Origin of the sequence: Candidatus Nitrosopumilus sp. (genome assembly GCF_040878665.1) — an archaeon.
In the GTDB taxonomy this organism is placed as follows: Archaea; Thermoproteota; Nitrososphaeria; order Nitrososphaerales; family Nitrosopumilaceae; genus Nitrosopumilus.
Genome location: NZ_JBBDLU010000003.1, coordinates 148140 through 165528 on the forward strand (window position 1 = coordinate 148140; position 17389 = coordinate 165528).

A 17389-nucleotide genomic window follows, 5' to 3' on the forward strand; every position below is an offset into this window, starting at 1 on the left:
TTTATACTCTTATTGAATTGTTTCACATAAAGGATTAGCTTTTATTATTATTAGATCAGAATTTTGTTTGGTTTTTTCAATATTATCAAAATCAAATTTTGAACATGCAACAACAATTGTGGTTTTGTCACTGTGAAATAGATCAAAATTTGGATCTTCATAAGCCTCAACATCACCAATATAATCACGTAATCGTGATGTCAAATTTTGAAGCATCTCAATTTTATCTCCACGCATTGCATGTTGATCAAGTGTCCAAGATAACGCAATCTTGGTTCTACTAGCTTTTAGATCATTTTTCTTTAATGTTAAACGAATTTCATCAATCAATCGTTTAATGTATCCGTCAATTCCTTTTACACTCCCATTAATCAAGTACATAAGAGAATTAGTACCTTCAAAAGAAGAGCTTAAGGATTTCAAATCAAATAATCCACTAACCATATTATCAAGAAAGATTTCTTGAAAATCATCTAAAGCAAGATCATTTTTTGTAATATCGTCTTGAGCATATTTACAAACTTCTAAAACACTACATAAACTAGAAAATCTGGATAATACATTAATAGCATGAAAATGCTCTGATGATGAAATAGCCACAAACCTTTTCTCCTTTTTACCTACTGTAAGTAGTTCAGATAATACTGAATCTTCTTTTCCATTAAAAGAACCAATTATTTTTGGTTGTTCATTAAGATCTTCTAATGGGTAATAGAAATATGAAATTTGTTTACCTGTTTCAAGACCTGTAACATGTTCTAACAATGAAATATTTTCATTGTTACCACCAAACCCTGTTGGAAGAGTAAAGATAACGGAACTATTTTTCTTTAGTGATGTTATTGCATCTTTAAATTTAGAATGAATTTCGGTTTTGATATCTTGTCCAGTTTTTCTGATTCTTGGAGTGAAGAAAAGATATTGAGCTTTAGATATTGCAATATCTATTGGTTCCATAGCTAAGAGCGGTTCATCTTCTTTCAGAGAAGATACGTTTGGATAGGTCTTGGCTATTTCTGCTTTAAGAGAAATTGCTGATGGGGTTGATTCGTCGATGATATATACATCGGCACCTTTAATTGCCATCTGAGATGCAATAGCATATCCTTCTGTACTAAGACCATAAACTACAACTTTTGCTCCCCCCATTGAACTACAACTGGTATAGACTAAGAAAAACTTATTGAACTTACAATAATTAGTAGAAATACTTGAAAATATGGATAGATATTCTTACACCAAAACAATTATTGTTTTCTGAACCAATAATTGAAAAATTAGGGAAAAAACATGATCTTTTGTGCACATCAAGAGATTATAGAGAAGTTGTAAAATTAGCAAAAATACGCCATTTTGACCTTATTTTTGTTGGAAAACACGGTGGGGGAGATAAAAAATCTAAACTCAAAGCAAGCATAGATAGAATGGACGAATTATTTAGAAAAATCAATACATTTGCCCCAGATATTGTTATTAGTTTTTGTTCTCCTGAAGCAGCAAGGATTTCATATGGATTAGGGGTAAAACATGTAGCATTTTGTGATTCGCCACATGCAGATGCAGTTATGCGATTAACATTGCCATTAATTCAAAAATTATTAATTCCTTATGTGATCTCAAAAAATGAATTTTCTAAATATGGGATTAGTAAGAAAAACATCATACAATACAAAGCAATTGATGCAGCAGTTACCATACAAAGAAAAATCAAGCAAGATACAACATTGCCATTTAGAAAGAATAACAAGAAAAATATTTTGATCAGAGTAGAAGAAGAAGAGGCATCATATACATCAAAATCAAGTAAAATCATTCCAATTATTAAAAAAATTATCAATAAATATGGAGATGAAAATATTATAATTTTAGGAAGATATGCAAAACAAGTTGAAAATTTACAGAAAATAATTGGTAAAAAAGCAAAAGTTGTAAAAATGTCATTTGATGGAAAACATTTGTTAAATAATACAAATATTTTTATCGGATCTGGCGGAACTATGACTGCAGAATCTGCATTAATGGGAATTCCAACAATATCATATAATGCAGTTCCAAACATAATTGAAAATTTCTTGGTGAAAAAACATTTAGTGAAAAGGGAAACAAATCCAAATAAAATATCTAATCATATTAAAAAAATTTTTGAATCAACAAACAATAAAAATCAGGAAAGGGCAAAAAATATTGTGAACCTGATGGAAGATCCCATACAAAAATTAATCAGTATAATCAAGGAATAGTTTGACTTAGTTTTAAGAGTCAAATTCAAATAAAAAGTTCATTAAGGGAATGAAAGTGCTCGATTTAGCAGCCCGGTAGTGTAGCGGTCAAGCATAGAGGCCTTTGAAGCCTTTGACCCCAGTTCGAGTCTGGGCCGGGCTACTTTATTTAAAATAAATGGTATTTGTAACACGAATATAACACAGATAGTTTTTCTGAGATTAGGTATATGACAGATGTAATATTAGGAATGGGAGAAGTTGGAGAAACACTATTTGATTTACTCGTAAAACGAAATTTCAATTGTGTTGGAATTGATTCAGTTAACTCCAAATCAAAAAATTATTCTGAGAACCAAATCATTGAAAATCCAGAATATTTGCATGTTTGTCTATCAGGCGAATTAACAGAATTTACAAATATTGTTTCAAATTGGATAAACAAAATAAAAGATTTGAAAGCAGTTGTAATTCATTCTACTGTAAAACCTGGAACTACAAAAAAAATTCAAGACAAATCTACCATACCAGTTTTATTTTCACCAGTACGTGGTGTTCACAGAAGATTTTTGGATGATATTAAAAAATATACAAAATTTATCTCAACAGATGATAAACAGATAGACACTAAAATAAAAATTGATTTAGAAAAAAGATTTGAAAAAGTGGATTGGATGTCAACAACTAAAACTGCAGAGCTAGCAAAAATATTAGTTGATACAACGTATTATGGATGGTTAATCAATTATGCTCAAATTACAAAAATGATTTGTGAAAAAGAAGGTATAGATTTTGATGAAATGTGGAAATTTGCGGATGAAATACATGAAAATTTAGGTAATAGACCAAAAATGTATCCAGGCATTATTGGAGGACATTGTGTAATACCAAATCTAAATTTAATTGAGTATGAAAATCTAGAAATCATTAAAAAAATAAATGAAATATATGAAAAATTTAAAAAATAATTTTAATATTTAAAAATCTAATTTAGTGAGTAGTTTAGATGCAATTACAAACAAAATAGATGCAATACTAACAAGAATAACCATTTCAATAATCACAAATTCATTAACAGTTCCAAAGATACCTGCTCTGATTATATCAACAAGATATGTTAATGGATTTAGATAAAACGCTGTTCGTAATGGTTCAGGAGCGCCTTCAGCTGGATAAAATGCTGTACTAACAAAAGCAAAGAAAAGAAAAACAGTATTAATTATTACATTGAATCCTTCACTTGAGCGTAATCTAGTAGAAATTATTGATGCAAGAGAACCAAATAACACTGAACCAGTAACAGCACCAAATACAATCATTGGAATTGTGATGAGTGAAAATTCTACTGATTCAAAAAATACTGGATAACCTACTAAAGCTATCAATGTAGCACTTACCAACCCAACTATACCTATTGTACAAATATTGCTAATAATGTAATGACTTCGAGTGAATGGGCCAGACATAATTTGCTCAAACATTCCATGTCTCCTATCATTCCAAATAATAATACCAGAAACCAGTGTACTATTCATAATATTAAATCCAATCATTCCTGATGCTAAAAATGCGGGATAGTCAAGATCTCTACCACCAAATGGAACTTGATTGATCAATGGCGCATATGCAAAACCGGCAACAAAAATATAGATAAGGGGAAAAATCACTTGCCAAATTAAAAATCCAGGATTAAGAGAAATTGTGAGATTTCTATTTACAAGTCTAACTATTGGGTGCATTTTCTTCCATCATTTTTAAAAAGATTTCTTCAAGATTAGTTGGAACAGCAGATAAATCTTCAATCTCAATACCATTATCATTAAGTATTTTTAATACTTTTAACAAAACTAATTCAGATTGTTCTGAGTGAATTATTATATTAGTTCCATTTTCAAAATTAATTTTACAATCCGAAATTCCAGTTAAGAGAGAAGAAATTTCAGATTGTTTTTTTAATAGATGAATTTTTATAGTTTTTTCTTTTCCAAATCTATACTTTAATGCATCAGGTGAATCAACAGTAATGATTTTTCCCTTATCAATAATAGCTATTTCATTGCAAAGATATTCAGCCTCAGATAAAATATGTGTAGTGTAAAAAATAGTTAAACCTGTTTTGACTTTATTTTTCAAGTAATCTAATAATTTTCTCCTAGCACTTGGATCTAATCCAACAGTTGGTTCATCTAAAAATAACAACTCCATTTCATGCATGAATTCACGTGCAACTTGGACTCTTCTACGTTGTCCAATGGACAGATCTTCATTTCTTTTCTTACGAATTTCAACTAGATCAAAATCTTTCAAAAGTTGTTCCATTCTTTTTTTACGTTCAATTTTTGGTACATTCCACATCATTCCATATTTATCAAGAGATTTTTCAACAGATAGAGTTGGTTCATAACTTGGTTGTTGTAATACAACGCCAATTTTATGACGGATTTGAAGAGGATTTGAGATAGCATCTACACCTAAAATAGATAATGAACCACTTGAGGGGGGAATCAAAGTAGTGAGAAGTTTGATCGTAGTAGATTTTCCAGCTCCATTAGGACCTAAAAATCCAAAAACTTGGCCTGATTTGACTGATAAAACAAGGTCATCTACAGCAGTAATTGAGCCATATGATTTAGACAAATGATTAACTTCAATGCATGACATATCAAAACTGCGATCTTCCTATTAATTTAGTTAATGAGGTAAATCATGATAATTTTCAAAAGATCGGAATTAATTCAGGCAAATCATGAATGAATTTAAAAAATTGATGATTGCACAAATTGAAAATTATGAAAAGTCTTGATATAGCGATCATTTTTGGAAAGAGTGGATTCTGGAAAATAATGAAATTTTTATTAATAGAATAAATTTACTGAAAATGAATTGTCAGAATTTGAGAGTCTTGTCAGTAAATTACTTGAACTAAAACCAGAATTATCAAGAACTGATCTTGAAGAACAGATAAAACAAAAGAAAGAAAAAATTGGTGCAGGATACTTGACTGATCAAGGAGCTATATTCTTAATTGCGTCAGATTATGGAATTACATTATCAGAACCAATGAAGAATGAAATTGGTTTAAAGGATCTATATGCAGGTGCAAAAGAGATATCATTAGAAACAAGAGTTTTAAATTTTTCACCAGCTAAACAATTTTCAAGAAAGGATGGTTCTCCATTTTATCTCAGAACGATGACAGTGTATGACGCAGATTCTACAGTCAGTGTGAAACTATGGGATGAAAAGGCAAAATTATCAAGCGTGGAAAATCTAAAACCAGGTGATTTAATCAAAATTATAAAAGCTTATGTGAAATCTGATCTTGATGGATCACCAACAATAAACATTGGTTCTGGTTCAAATATAGAAACCGTAGACACGGAAAGTAAGATTCCAACGATAGATACTATTACAAAAGATGTTAGCGAATTACAGGAAGGACAAAAAGATATTGTGATTTCTGGAATGGTTGATGGGATAATCAGTGAAATGGAATTTACAAATTCTCGTGGCCTACCTGGAAAAGCGCTCAGAATGAGACTGAAAGGAAAAGATGGAGTTAGTGTTAGAGCAGTATTATGGGGAAAAGATGAATCATCCATACCAAACATGATTTCACAATCAGCTAAAGTACGATTACTAGGTATCAGGGTAAAATCAGGAAATCAAGGTTTGGAAATTCATGGAAATGATGCAACAATTATTGAAATTGAAGGAGGAAAAGAAGCAGAACCAATAATCACGAGAATTTTATCAATATCACCAACTGAAAATGGTAAAAACTTGATTTTAGCAGTAGATAGTAAAAAGAACTTGTACAACATTAGTGATTTTTCAAATTCAACTAGCATATGTACTGAGGGAGACATAATAGAATGCATGCCATCAAAAATATATGGAAATTCAATTACGCTAGATGATAATTCTTTTGTAAGAAAATTAGATAACGATGAATCAATCCCATTATTGTCACAACTTAGAACAAAAATTAATGATGTCAAAGTAGATGGAAATTATTGTATTGAGGCAATAATATTAAAAGTTCCTGAAAGACGTGAAGTACAAACAAAATCTGGGGAATCAATATCACTTTCTGAAATGTTTGTAGAAGATGATACAGGACAAATTTGGGTGAAAGGTTGGAGAAATCAAGCAAGATTAATTGACAAATGTGAATTAGGTGAGATTGTTTCAATTACAGGACTTAATGCTAGAGCAGGATTAGAAGGCAGAATAGAATTATTTGTGACTGCATTTTCTAAAATTACAAAGAAAAATTAAGAATCCCAAAAACCTCTTGTTACAATATATTGTCTTTCTGCTTCATAGATTTGTTTAAACAGATGTTCTTCATCTACCATATTTCTCAAAATTCTTGCTGCAGTGTCAGCACCAACACCATATCCAGACATTACAGTGATAGCAGTTTTGCCAAAATTTTCAACTAAAGAAGAGACTTTCCAAGCACGATCAAATTTATGTTTCTCATCAGCAGATAATTTTTTTCCATCATATTTTTTACGAATAATTTTCGGTAGTTCATAATCAGAATAATATGTTGCAGTGATTTGTCTTCCTTTACAATAATGACATATCAAGGTATTTTTGATATCACATGTTTGAATTACTAGTTCCCATTTTCCACAACGGGCACAAACCAAGCGATGTTTGGTTTTTTCTAATCTTGCTTTAACAAGATCAAGAATTCCTTTGTCAAGATTTGCAGGAGATGCATAATATCTTGCAGTATGATCTAAGATTGGTTCTGCTAATTTAGAAAATTGATCAATTTCTAACCAGTTAACATTAATTTTGTTTTCTCTAATCATTTTTAGTATTTCAGCGGTATTTTTAAGATCATATTTATCATGAAACAATTCACGTAACGCTTCATGTACAAGAGGAGTTTTAGAATATCTTTCATATAAAAATCTGGCAGATTTTCTTTCATATATTGCACCTCTACCAACTATTCCAAATTTTTTTGCAACACACCATGTCCTCCAATTTACATTATGAGTTCCAGTCAATGAAGCACTAACAATTGAATGTAAATCATAATCATCTTTTAAAACTTCAAGAAAAAGCTTCTCTGAAATTCGAGATCTAGATGACAAAGCAATTCGGTAACCATCTGAACGAGAATCAACTATAGAGCCTAACATTGATGAAAGCATAGATGAAAGTAATGTTGATAGTGTGGAATTGATTTTTGTACCAAGACATGAATGAATTACAATAGAGCCTTGGGATCTATTTGATTCAATTACAATATTATTCTCATCAGGAATTTGATCAAAAGTTAGTTTTTCAATAATATGGTTAGTTAATACTAATGTTCCATTCTTAACTTTACTACGAAAATTTCCCACTTTTCTTGCGGTTTTATAATCAATTGGGATACTTTCTCCTTCCCAGTAAGGAACTGTGATTCCTCCACCTCTAAATGGTTCAACGTTTACAGTGAATGATTTCTCATCTACATTGAGTATTCTCCATTGTGAACCTTTTAAGACAAAGATGTTTCCAGAATCTCCAAAATCGCCTACAAATCTTTGATCTAAAGATCCAATAATTTTTTTGCCTACGCTATCAAAAACTTTGAATTTAAGAATATCTGGAATTGTTGAAAGATTTTCAAAATGATATTTGAATGAGCGACCCTTTTTCCAAAATGTCATTTTCATTCGATCAAAAAATATCAGATAGTTTGAATCAAGTAAATCTAATACATCTACTAATTCTTGAAATTTTAAATTTCTAAATGGATACGCTTTTGTCACTAAATCAAAAGCTTGTGGAACCGAAATTTCGCCTATTTGCATCGACAATCCAACTAAATGATGAGCTAAAACATCAAGAGAGCCATCATGGATTTTTTGCTCTTCGATTGATCCCTCTTGAATACGATCAAGTATAGCTCTTGCTTCAAATTCATCATCAGGATTATTTGTAATGATTAATCCTTGAGCTGAAGCGCCACGATTATGTTTACTTCTACCTATTCTTTGTACAAATTTTGATACTTGTCTTGGTGAACCATAATGAATTACTAATTCAATAGAACCAATATCTAATCCCAATTCTAATGATGATGTACACACTACAATACCACGTTTTCCTTCACGTAGAGTTAATTCTGTTTCTTCTCTAACCTCCTTGGATAAAGAACCATGGTGTAACTCAATAGGAATTGAAGATTTTTCTTTTAATATTGATGCTAAAAACTCAGCTTCTCCCCTAGTGTTAGTAAATAAGAGAATGGGAGAATCTAGATCAATCTCCAATACATATTCTAGTATTTTTTCTGCTACATCAGAAATAGTTCCATCAACATATTTGATTTCTACATCATACTTTCTTACAGATGTATCTCGAATTATTTCACATTTTCTTTTGGTACCAACAACAAATTTACCTGCTTCATCAAAATTTCCTACTGTAGCAGATAATCCTATTTTGGTAAGTGGATATTTTGAGTTTAATTCTAATCTTTCAATACTTAAAGATAATTGAGAACCTCTTTCACTAGATAGTAATTCATGGACTTCATCTATTACAATCCATTCTAAATCAGATAATGCAGAAAGCATTTTGATTTGTGTTAAAAGAATAACCAAAGTTTCAGGAGTTGTTATAAGAATATCAGGTGGATTTGCAACTATTTTTTTTCTATCTTTTTGACTAGTATCACCATGTCTAATTTCAATAGTCAATTCATTTGCGTGTGCATATTTTGTAATTCGTCTAAAAACATCACGATTTAATGCCCTCAATGGAGTTATGTAAAGAGTTTTAATTTTACCAGTTTTTTTAGAGTTTTTTAAAAGTGAAAAAATTGGGATGACAGAACATTCGGTCTTTCCTGATCCTGTGGGAGCAATTACAAGACAATCTTTTTTTTGTAATATTATTGGTGAAGCTTTTTTCTGTATCTCAGTTAGTTTAGAAAATCCGAATTTTCCGAATAAAGATTCAAGTTGATTCGGCTGAGTTATGTGATCGTGATTTTTCATAAACAATTACACCAACTAAACCAAGGGCAAGTAAAACTAGAGTAATAATCGGGATTGAATCAAAAATTCCTGCCATTGTTAAACTTCTAGATGGACCATTAAAAATCTTCACTATTATCAGAAAATCCAATTGGACTTATTGTATAAGAGAAATATTCTTTTTTTAGTGCCCAATAGATTTCACCATTAAACTTTGATGAATTTTTAAAAAGATGAATTTTGATATGGGTAAAAGGATCAATTGCGCTTTTCATATTTTCAACTTCCTTATCTTCAATATTTCTAATCATATTAGTGATAACAATAGGAATTTTTTTTGTAATTGCCAATTTCGATAAATCATGCATGTATTTCATAAATAATGAATTTTTTTTAAAAGTAGATTCATCTTTTTGATATTCATAAGAAAATAAGTCAGTGATATTATCAATTACAATTAGAGAGAAAATATTTTTTTCTAGATTTTGTATCATTTTGATCTGTTCAGAGGTATTTGTTATTCTAGATACTGTAATTTTTTCAAGTAAATTAGACAGTATTTTAGATTCTTTTTGAATTTCCAATATTCGTTCAGGTCTGAATCCTCCTGTTGTATCCAAATACAAAACATTACCACCGTTTTTGATTGAGTTTATTGATAATTGTAGTAATAGTAGAGTTTTTCCAGTTCCATTTCCACCAAAAATATCTACAATTACACTATCAGGAATTCCTCCAGACAAGAATTTGTCTAATTTTTGCAAACCAGTGGAAATCATTTGTATGATTATTAGAAAAAGAAGAAAAAATTTAAGGAATTTCAATATTTGCAAAAGAGGTAAGGCTTTTATGGTAGAGAACAAAGTTGCAAAACAAGTGAACAATTAGTGTCCCAGACAAATAGCGCAAAAAGACCTCTAACAACTCTTCAAAAAAGTACCAAGAAGAAAGTTACTGTCAGACTGAAAAATGAAGTAGAGTACAAAGGTAAGATGGATAACGTTGATTCATACATGAATTTGATTATGACTGATGCAGAGGAGCTTCATGATGGTAAAACAATTGCAAATTACGGCAGAGTTATCGTCAGAGGCAATAATGTATTATTTATCAAACTAGAAAACGAACTCTAGTGGGTGTGGTTTATGACCAATAATTTTCTATTTACATCAGAATCAGTAACAGAAGGACATCCGGATAAAGTATGTGACAATATCTCAGATGCATTCTTGGATGAATATCTTAGACAAGACCCAGACTCTAGAGTTGCAGTTGAAACAATGGTTACTACTGATTTTGTTATAGTTTCTGGAGAAGTTACATCAAAAGCAGTATTTGATCAAAAGGCTCAAGAAGAATTAATCAGAAAAACAATTAGAGAAATTGGTTATGATAACAAAGATTTGATGTTTGATGGTGATAGTTGTAAAGTTGAGTTAAAACTTCATTCACAAAGTCCAGACATTAGTCAAGGTGTAACAGCTACTGAAGACAAAGAACAAGGTGCAGGAGATCAAGGTTTGATGTTTGGTTACGCATCAAATGAAACAGAAGAATTAATGCCTATGCCAATCCTATTAGCTCATAAACTTATTCAGAAATTGTCCCAAGTAAGAAGAGACCAAACTTTACCATGGGTTAGACCAGATGGCAAGTCACAGGTATCTGTAAGATATGAAGACAACAAACCAACTAAGATTGAAACAATTGTAATATCAACACAACATGCACCAGAAGTTTCTCAAGAAGAGATTTCAAGAGAAATCATTGATAAAGTAATCAAACCAGTTTTAGGAAATCTTTGGCATGATGAAATTAAAATCCACATTAATCCTACAGGGAAATTTGTAATTGGTGGTCCTCATGGAGATGCAGGTTTAACTGGAAGAAAAATCATCGTTGATAGTTATGGTGGGTTTGGAAGACATGGTGGAGGAGCTTTCTCAGGAAAAGATCCATCTAAAGTAGATAGGTCTGCATGTTACATGTGTAGATATATTGCAAAAAACCTTGTAGCAGCAAAACTAGCTGATAGATGTGAAGTACAACTAGCATACGCAATAGGAGTAGCAGAACCAGTATCACTTTATGTAAATACATTTGGAACAAACAAAATTCCAGAAAATCAGATTGAGGATTTGGTTAGAAAGAATTTTGATATGAAACCTTCAGGAATCATATCACAGCTAGATTTGAAGAGACCAATTTACAAAAAAACAGCAGCATATGGTCATTTTGGAAGAAATGAGCCAGAATTTACTTGGGAAAGAACAGACAAAGCACAGATTTTAAGACAATCTGCTGGATTGTAATAATTCAATTATTGATTGGAATTTCATTTTAGTCATTTTACGTAACTTTTCATGATTTCCTTTAAAATTACCAATTAGTATATTGAGATCATCAATTCCAAAATCAGATTTTGGATTAATTATCGCATTATGATAAGCATCTTCTAAACTAATTTTTTTCATGTTAATTTTAGTTCCTTTGAAAAAAAGTTTAACATATTTTTCAAAAGTTATAAGATCAGGACCTACAAGATCAATTATTTTATGATTAAATTTTCTATCACCTATAGATTGTAAAATAATTTGTACAACATCAGTGATATGAATTGGTTGAATAGAATATTTTCCAGAACCGGGAATTAAAATTTGAGTATTTTTGATTTGTTTTTTAAGATATTTTGTAAACAGATCATCTTGTCCAACAATATATGAAGGTCTAAAAATAGTGTAATTTAGGCCAGAATCAATAATAATTCTTTCTGCTTTGTATTTTGAAATAAAATACCCAGATGATGTATTTGGTGAAACTCCCAAACCACTCAGATAAATAATTTTTTTGATTTTTGCTTTGTTGGTTAAATTTACAATATGTTTTGTAAATTGAACATTAACCATTTCAAAATCAGTTTTTACAGATTGTTTTCCTATTCCAACAAGATGAATTAAAGCATCTGAATTTTTTATTTTTTGTAAAATATTTTTTTCATCACAGTGTTTTGAGATTATTTTTGATTCATTTTTGAATGTTTTAAAATCATTTCTAGAGATTGAAATTAGTTTAATATTATTATCAGATAGATGTTTTCGAAGATTTTTTGCAATAAAACCACTTGCACCTATAACAACTACATTATGACATTTAAGCATAATAGTATTAGATAATTTTTAATTTTAAATCTATTTAATTGATTTTGAAAATTAATCAAACAAGAGTTAATACCATAAAATGAATATGACTAGTGTGGAAGAAGAAAAATCAAAATTAAAAACAGGGTACACTACTGGAAGTTGTGCAACTGCTGGAGCCAAGGCTGCATTATTATCAATGACTACACAACAAAAGATAGAAAATGTAGATATTTTATTACCTAAACGATCTTTTATTCAAATTCCAGTGTATTCATGTGAATTTCAATCCAATCAAGCAAAATGTTCAGTTATAAAAAATGGAGGAGATGATCCTGATGTAACTCATGGTGCAGAAATAATTGTTGAGTTATCACTTACAAAAAAAATCAATGAGATTGAAGTTGATGGTGGGGAAGGAGTTGGAATTGTTACTAAACCAGGATTAGGCTTGGAAATTAACAAACCTGCCATTAATCCAGTACCTAAAAAAATGATTATTGAAAATTTGAGAGAGATTGGAAAAGAAATTCTTTTAAAAAATGGAATTAGAGTTGTAATTTCAGTTCCTAAAGGAAAAGAACTTGGACCAAAAACAGACAATCCACGATTAGGGATCATAAATGGAATTTCAATTTTAGGAACTAGTGGGATTGTAATTCCATTTTCCACAGCATCGTATGCAGCATCAATTAGACAAAATCTAGATGTAGCACTTGCAATGGGAAATGATACAGTGGTACTAACTACAGGTGGAAGAAGTGAAGATTTTGCAAAAAAGATAGTAGATTTACCAGTACATTGTTTTGTACAAATGGGAGACTTTTCAGGATATACAATTCAACAATGCAGTAAAAAAAATATCAAAAAAGCATATGTTGTTGGTTTTATTGGAAAACTTGCAAAGATGGCTGCAGGTGTAAAACAAACTCATGTTAAAGGCTCAAAGGTAGACATGAGTTTTCTAGCAGAACTGGCAAAAAAGTGTAATGCAAATGAAAATGTAATTCAGAATATAAAAAAAGCAAATACCGCAAGACACGTTTCTGAGATAATTCAAGAAAATAAGATAGAAGGATTTTTTGATTTAATTTGTAGTGAAACCTATAATCATATGAGAAAACATTCTGAAGAAAAAGTTCCAATAGATGTGATACTGTTTGATTTTGATGGAAATATTTTGGCTAGGAAATCAGAACAGTAAGGTATTTTATTAAAGTTAGAAAGTTTTGATTATGGAAAAAACAGTGGTTCTTGCCATTACTAAAAACGGAGTAAAAATTGGAGAAGATCTAAAGAAGATATTTCCAGATTGGAGCATATTTGCACCTTCAAAACTGTCAAATCAAAATAATGAGATAGTATGGTATTCTGAGCCTACAACAGACAAAATAATTGAACTCTTTAAAAACAATAATGCGTTAATTTGTCTTTTTTCATTAGGAGCAGTAATTAGATTAATTGCACCACATTTAGAAGATAAGAAAACTGATCCTGCTGTAATTGTAATTGATGATAAAATGAATTTTGTAATCAGTGTTTTATCAGGACATATTGGAGGAGCTAATGAATTAACTGAGGAGATTGCTGAAAAACTTGGAGCGCTGCCTGTTATTACTACTGCAGCAGATGTAAACAAAACAATTGCAGTAGATCTTGTGGGAAGGGAATTTAGTTGGAAAATTGATGATGATTCTACTGTAACTAAAATCAGTGCACATATGGTAAATGAGGAACCTATAGGAGTCTTTCAAGATACAGGTGAGAAAGAATGGTATAAAACATTACCAAAGAATGTTTCAATTTATGAAAGTATTGAAGATTTAAAAAAATCAAATTCTAAAGCATGTCTAATTATCTCAGATAGAATAATTGATGATGAAATATCAAAGGAGTCAGTAATATATCGACCTCCAAGTTTAATTGTTGGAATTGGATTACACTGGGATACTACAAAAGAAACTATCAGAGAAGGACTTGTGGAATCTTTAGAAAAGTTCAAGATTAGTTCAAAATCTATTGCAAAATTAGTGTCAATAAAAAAACCACAAGATGTACAAGGACTGATAGATCTTGGAAAAGAGATGGGAATTCCAGTAGAATATATAGATAGAGAAGATCTAGCTGAGATTTCTGCTCCAAATCCTTCAGAGACTGTAAAAGCTTTTGAAGGAACTGCAAGCGTGTCAGAAGCTGCTGCCATCAAAATTTCTGGAGGAAAATTGATAGTGGAAAAACAGAAATTCCCACCTAATTTGACTATAGCAATAGCGAGGATTATGTATTGAAGCGAGGATTATTACTAATTGATAGAGGAAGCAGGGAAAGAGAGGCATCTGAAGAACTAGATGTAATTTGTAAAGGGATCAAAGCAAAAGGAGACTATGTTTTTACTGATTTTTGTTTTCTGGAGGTAGAGCCACCATATATTGAAGACGGCATTGTTAAATGTCTAAAAGAAGACATTGATTCTTTGACAATTGTTCCTTATTTTTTGTATCCTGGGAAGAAAGTGAAAAATGCAGTCACAGATGTTATGAAATTCCAAAAAGATACCAAAGTCAAATTTTTAATCACAAAACAAATGAGTATGCATAAAAAATTGGTCGAAGTTGTTGAAAATAGAATTTCTACAACATTAAAAGAAAATAATGTTACTCTTTCAAATAATGAAGTAGATGTAATGATAATTGGACATGGAAGCAAAGATCCGAATGCTCAAATGTCAATGGATTATATCGTAAATCAGCTAAAAGATTCCTATAGAAATGTCAGTAGATGTTGGTTAGAGATAGAACAGCCAGATATTTTTGAGGGAATTAAAAAATGTGAAAAAGACAGTCCTAAAGTTCTGATCATTGTTTTTTATTTTCTTCATGAAGGTGCACATGTAAAAACTGATATCAATAATGATTTGATGCCTGCACTTGAAAATTCAAGTATAAAACAATCTTTCATTACAAAACATATAGGAACCGATCAAAAAATGATAGATTTGATATTGGAAAGAGCAAAAGAGGTAGAAAATGCAAACTGAGAAAGGTCAATCAATTGAAGATGCTAGTATGCAGATGATTGAAGATGAGATAGGTACTCATGAATTTAATGAAAAAGAATGGCCCATAGTTAGAAGAATAATTCACTCAACTGCAGATTTTGATTTTGCAAACAAAAACAAATTGATTTTTCATAAAGATGCAATTCAAAGCGGAATGAATGCCTTGAAAAACGGTTGCAGCATAGTTGTAGACGTTAACGGAGTGATTGGAGGTATGAATAAACAAAATCCAAAAGATTTTGGAAATAACATAGTTTGTAATATTTCAAATCCAGAAATCATGGAATTGGCAAAAAAAGAAGGTACAACTCGTGCGCAAGTGTCTATGAGGGAAGCTGTCTCAGATATTGATGGAGGAGTAGTAGCAATTGGAAATGCTCCAACCGCTCTACTAGAAGTGATTCAGATGGTCAAAGAAGGAATAGTAAAACCTGCCTTAATCATAGGAATGCCAGTCGGATTCATCTGTGCTGCAGAATCAAAAGAAGAGTTATCAAAGTTAGAAGGAGCTCCATTTATCACAAATATTGGCAGGAAGGGAGGTAGTTCTTCAGTATCAGCTACAATTAATGCAATTTTTAAATTAATTAGAGCAGAATCATCGTTTTGAATAATTTATACAATTTTTAACAAAAATTTCAGCATAGTTTGAACTATCAAAATATAGATGCCCATAAGACGCCAAAGTGTTATCTTGAATTAGTCCATCTTGATGTTTTTTAATGCCCTCACCAATTTCTAAATTATAAGCAAATTTTGAATCAGATGCAATCGAATCTAGTTGAGAGTAATGAAATTCATGGCCTTGGAGAGCATGTAATTTATCAGAGATTGGATTTTTTGTAATAATTTTACCTTTTGTATAATTGAGCCTCATCTTTTTTGTCATTTTGGTTTCTGCATCAAACAAACCGATCATTTTGTATTTTTTATTTTCAGATAAAATGGATTTTGTCAGATACATCAACCCACCACATTCAGCATAAATGGGAAGATTATCTTCAGATAATTTCTTTATTGATTTTTTCATGATTTGATTTTTTTCAAGAGAGTTTGCTAAAACTTCAGGAAATCCACCACCAATGTATAATCCATCACATTTTGGGATTTTTTTATCTTTAACAGGGCTAAAAAATTTAAGATTTGCCCCTTCACGACGTAATGCTTCTAGATTGTCTTGATAATAGAAATTAAATGAAGTATCAAGTGCAACTGCAATAGTAGTTTTCGTTTTTTTATAAATGGGTTTAGATTTTTTAGTAAGATCAATTGTATCTTTTAAAATTTTAATGATTTGTTTTATATCTAAATATTCTAAAATTATATTGGAAATTTTTTGAATTTGAGAGGTAAGAGTTTTTTTATCAAATGTTGAAATCAAACCAAGATGACGTGACTGAATATCAAGTAGATTATTTTTTGGAATTACGCCAATAATTGGAATTTTAATTTTTGACAAAGCATTTCTACACAAAAGTTCATGTTTTTTGCTACCTACTTTATTGAGAATAATTCCAGATATACGAGAATTTCTATGAAATTTTAAAAATCCTAGTGCTGTTGCGGCAATAGAGCGAGAAGTTTTACTTGCATCCAAAATCAAAATAACAGGAGACTGAGTTAATGTTGCTATATGATGAGTACTTGCATAATTTGAATCTCCACCAAATCCATCATAATACCCCATCACACCTTCTATAACAGATATGTTTGATTTTGAATTTGAAATAAAACTGGCCAATAGCTGACTCTCACCCATCAACCAAGCATCCAAATTGTATGTTTCATGTTTTGAAATACTAGACAGATAAATAGGATCAATATAATCAGGTCCAACTTTGAATGGTTGAACTGAATATCCTTGCTTTTGCAATGCATGAATAATTGAACATGTGATTGATGTTTTACCGACTCCGCTGGATGCACCTGCTATTACGATTCTTGGAATTTTCAATTTGCATGACTAGAATCATTTTTTAT

16 protein-coding genes and 1 tRNA gene are annotated in these 17389 nt (G+C 30.6%); 10 read left to right on the plus strand and 7 right to left on the minus strand.

Annotated elements, in window-relative coordinates:
• Positions 1 to 9: 9 nt before the first annotated feature.
• Positions 10 to 1149: a hypothetical protein gene (locus tag WDZ98_RS03400; protein ID WP_368057037.1), complete on the minus strand. Its 1140-nt coding sequence runs from the start codon at positions 1147 to 1149 to the stop codon at positions 10 to 12.
• 62 nt (positions 1150 to 1211) lie between these two features.
• Between WDZ98_RS03400 and WDZ98_RS03405 the strand changes: the two genes are divergently transcribed.
• From WDZ98_RS03405 to WDZ98_RS03415, 3 genes are all read left to right on the plus strand, one after another.
• Positions 1212 to 2240 carry a DUF354 domain-containing protein gene (locus WDZ98_RS03405; RefSeq protein ID WP_368057038.1) on the plus strand — a complete coding sequence of 343 codons (1029 nt, stop codon included), beginning with the start codon at positions 1212 to 1214 and terminating at the stop codon, positions 2238 to 2240.
• A 69-nt stretch (positions 2241 to 2309) separates the two neighbouring features.
• Positions 2310 to 2382 (plus strand) — tRNA-Gln (locus WDZ98_RS03410).
• Between the two features lie 67 nt (positions 2383 to 2449).
• Positions 2450 to 3187: a GDP-mannose dehydrogenase gene (locus WDZ98_RS03415; protein ID WP_368057039.1), complete on the plus strand. Its 738-nt coding sequence runs from the start codon at positions 2450 to 2452 to the stop codon at positions 3185 to 3187.
• A 9-nt stretch (positions 3188 to 3196) separates the two neighbouring features.
• On the opposite strand, the gene WDZ98_RS03420 is transcribed toward WDZ98_RS03415, so the two are convergent.
• On the minus strand, positions 3197 to 3958 hold the full coding sequence (locus WDZ98_RS03420) for an ABC transporter permease (RefSeq protein ID WP_368057040.1): 762 nt from the start codon (positions 3956 to 3958) through the stop codon (positions 3197 to 3199).
• Entirely contained in the window at positions 3942 to 4880 is a 939-nt protein-coding gene (locus tag WDZ98_RS03425; protein WP_368057041.1) for an ABC transporter ATP-binding protein, read from the minus strand. Before WDZ98_RS03425 ends, WDZ98_RS03420 begins: the two co-directional genes overlap by 17 nt.
• 222 nt (positions 4881 to 5102) lie before the next feature.
• On the opposite strand from WDZ98_RS03425, the gene WDZ98_RS03430 reads away from it, so the two are divergent.
• Complete coding sequence (locus WDZ98_RS03430; protein ID WP_368057042.1) at positions 5103 to 6500, plus strand: single-stranded DNA-binding protein; 1398 nt, start codon at positions 5103 to 5105, stop codon at positions 6498 to 6500.
• Here WDZ98_RS03430 and WDZ98_RS03435 read toward each other — a convergent pair.
• Both WDZ98_RS03435 and WDZ98_RS03440 read right to left on the minus strand, forming a co-directional pair.
• Positions 6497 to 9235, minus strand: a complete 2739-nt coding sequence (locus tag WDZ98_RS03435) for a DEAD/DEAH box helicase (protein WP_368057043.1) — start codon at positions 9233 to 9235, stop codon at positions 6497 to 6499. The two genes, WDZ98_RS03430 and WDZ98_RS03435, sit on opposite strands and share 4 nt — an antisense overlap.
• 98 nt (positions 9236 to 9333) lie before the next feature.
• On the minus strand, positions 9334 to 9993 hold the full coding sequence (locus WDZ98_RS03440) for an ATPase domain-containing protein (RefSeq protein ID WP_368057044.1): 660 nt from the start codon (positions 9991 to 9993) through the stop codon (positions 9334 to 9336).
• A 108-nt stretch (positions 9994 to 10101) separates the two neighbouring features.
• On the opposite strand from WDZ98_RS03440, the gene WDZ98_RS03445 reads away from it, so the two are divergent.
• Both WDZ98_RS03445 and metK read left to right on the plus strand, forming a co-directional pair.
• Positions 10102 to 10347, plus strand: a complete 246-nt coding sequence (locus WDZ98_RS03445) for a U6 snRNA-associated Sm-like protein LSm6 (protein WP_182129550.1) — start codon at positions 10102 to 10104, stop codon at positions 10345 to 10347.
• A gap of 12 nt (positions 10348 to 10359) precedes the next feature.
• Positions 10360 to 11526, plus strand: a complete 1167-nt coding sequence (gene metK / locus WDZ98_RS03450; RefSeq protein ID WP_368057045.1) for a methionine adenosyltransferase — start codon at positions 10360 to 10362, stop codon at positions 11524 to 11526.
• Here the strand turns inward: metK and WDZ98_RS03455 are convergent.
• Positions 11503 to 12372 (minus strand): NAD-dependent epimerase/dehydratase family protein, encoded by an 870-nt coding sequence (locus WDZ98_RS03455; RefSeq protein ID WP_368057046.1) that lies wholly within the window; start codon positions 12370 to 12372, stop codon positions 11503 to 11505. The genes metK and WDZ98_RS03455 overlap by 24 nt on opposite strands.
• Positions 12373 to 12451: 79 nt before the next feature.
• Between WDZ98_RS03455 and WDZ98_RS03460 the strand changes: the two genes are divergently transcribed.
• Genes WDZ98_RS03460 through WDZ98_RS03475 form a run of 4 tightly spaced genes read left to right on the plus strand, consistent with a single transcriptional unit; the run spans position 12452 to position 16019 of the window.
• On the plus strand, positions 12452 to 13555 hold the full coding sequence (locus WDZ98_RS03460) for a cobalt-precorrin-5B (C(1))-methyltransferase (protein WP_368057047.1): 1104 nt from the start codon (positions 12452 to 12454) through the stop codon (positions 13553 to 13555).
• A 31-nt stretch (positions 13556 to 13586) separates the two neighbouring features.
• A complete protein-coding gene (locus WDZ98_RS03465; protein WP_368057048.1) occupies positions 13587 to 14639 on the plus strand; it encodes a cobalt-precorrin 5A hydrolase in 1053 nt (350 codons plus the stop codon).
• Positions 14636 to 15388, plus strand: a complete 753-nt coding sequence (locus WDZ98_RS03470; protein ID WP_368057049.1) for a sirohydrochlorin chelatase — start codon at positions 14636 to 14638, stop codon at positions 15386 to 15388. Before WDZ98_RS03465 ends, WDZ98_RS03470 begins: the two co-directional genes overlap by 4 nt.
• Positions 15378 to 16019: a precorrin-8X methylmutase gene (locus WDZ98_RS03475; RefSeq protein WP_368057050.1), complete on the plus strand. Its 642-nt coding sequence runs from the start codon at positions 15378 to 15380 to the stop codon at positions 16017 to 16019. Before WDZ98_RS03470 ends, WDZ98_RS03475 begins: the two co-directional genes overlap by 11 nt.
• On the opposite strand, the gene WDZ98_RS03480 is transcribed toward WDZ98_RS03475, so the two are convergent.
• Positions 16008 to 17363: a cobyrinate a,c-diamide synthase gene (locus WDZ98_RS03480; RefSeq protein WP_368057051.1), complete on the minus strand. Its 1356-nt coding sequence runs from the start codon at positions 17361 to 17363 to the stop codon at positions 16008 to 16010. The two genes, WDZ98_RS03475 and WDZ98_RS03480, sit on opposite strands and share 12 nt — an antisense overlap.
• Between the last annotated feature and the right edge of the window lie 26 nt (positions 17364 to 17389).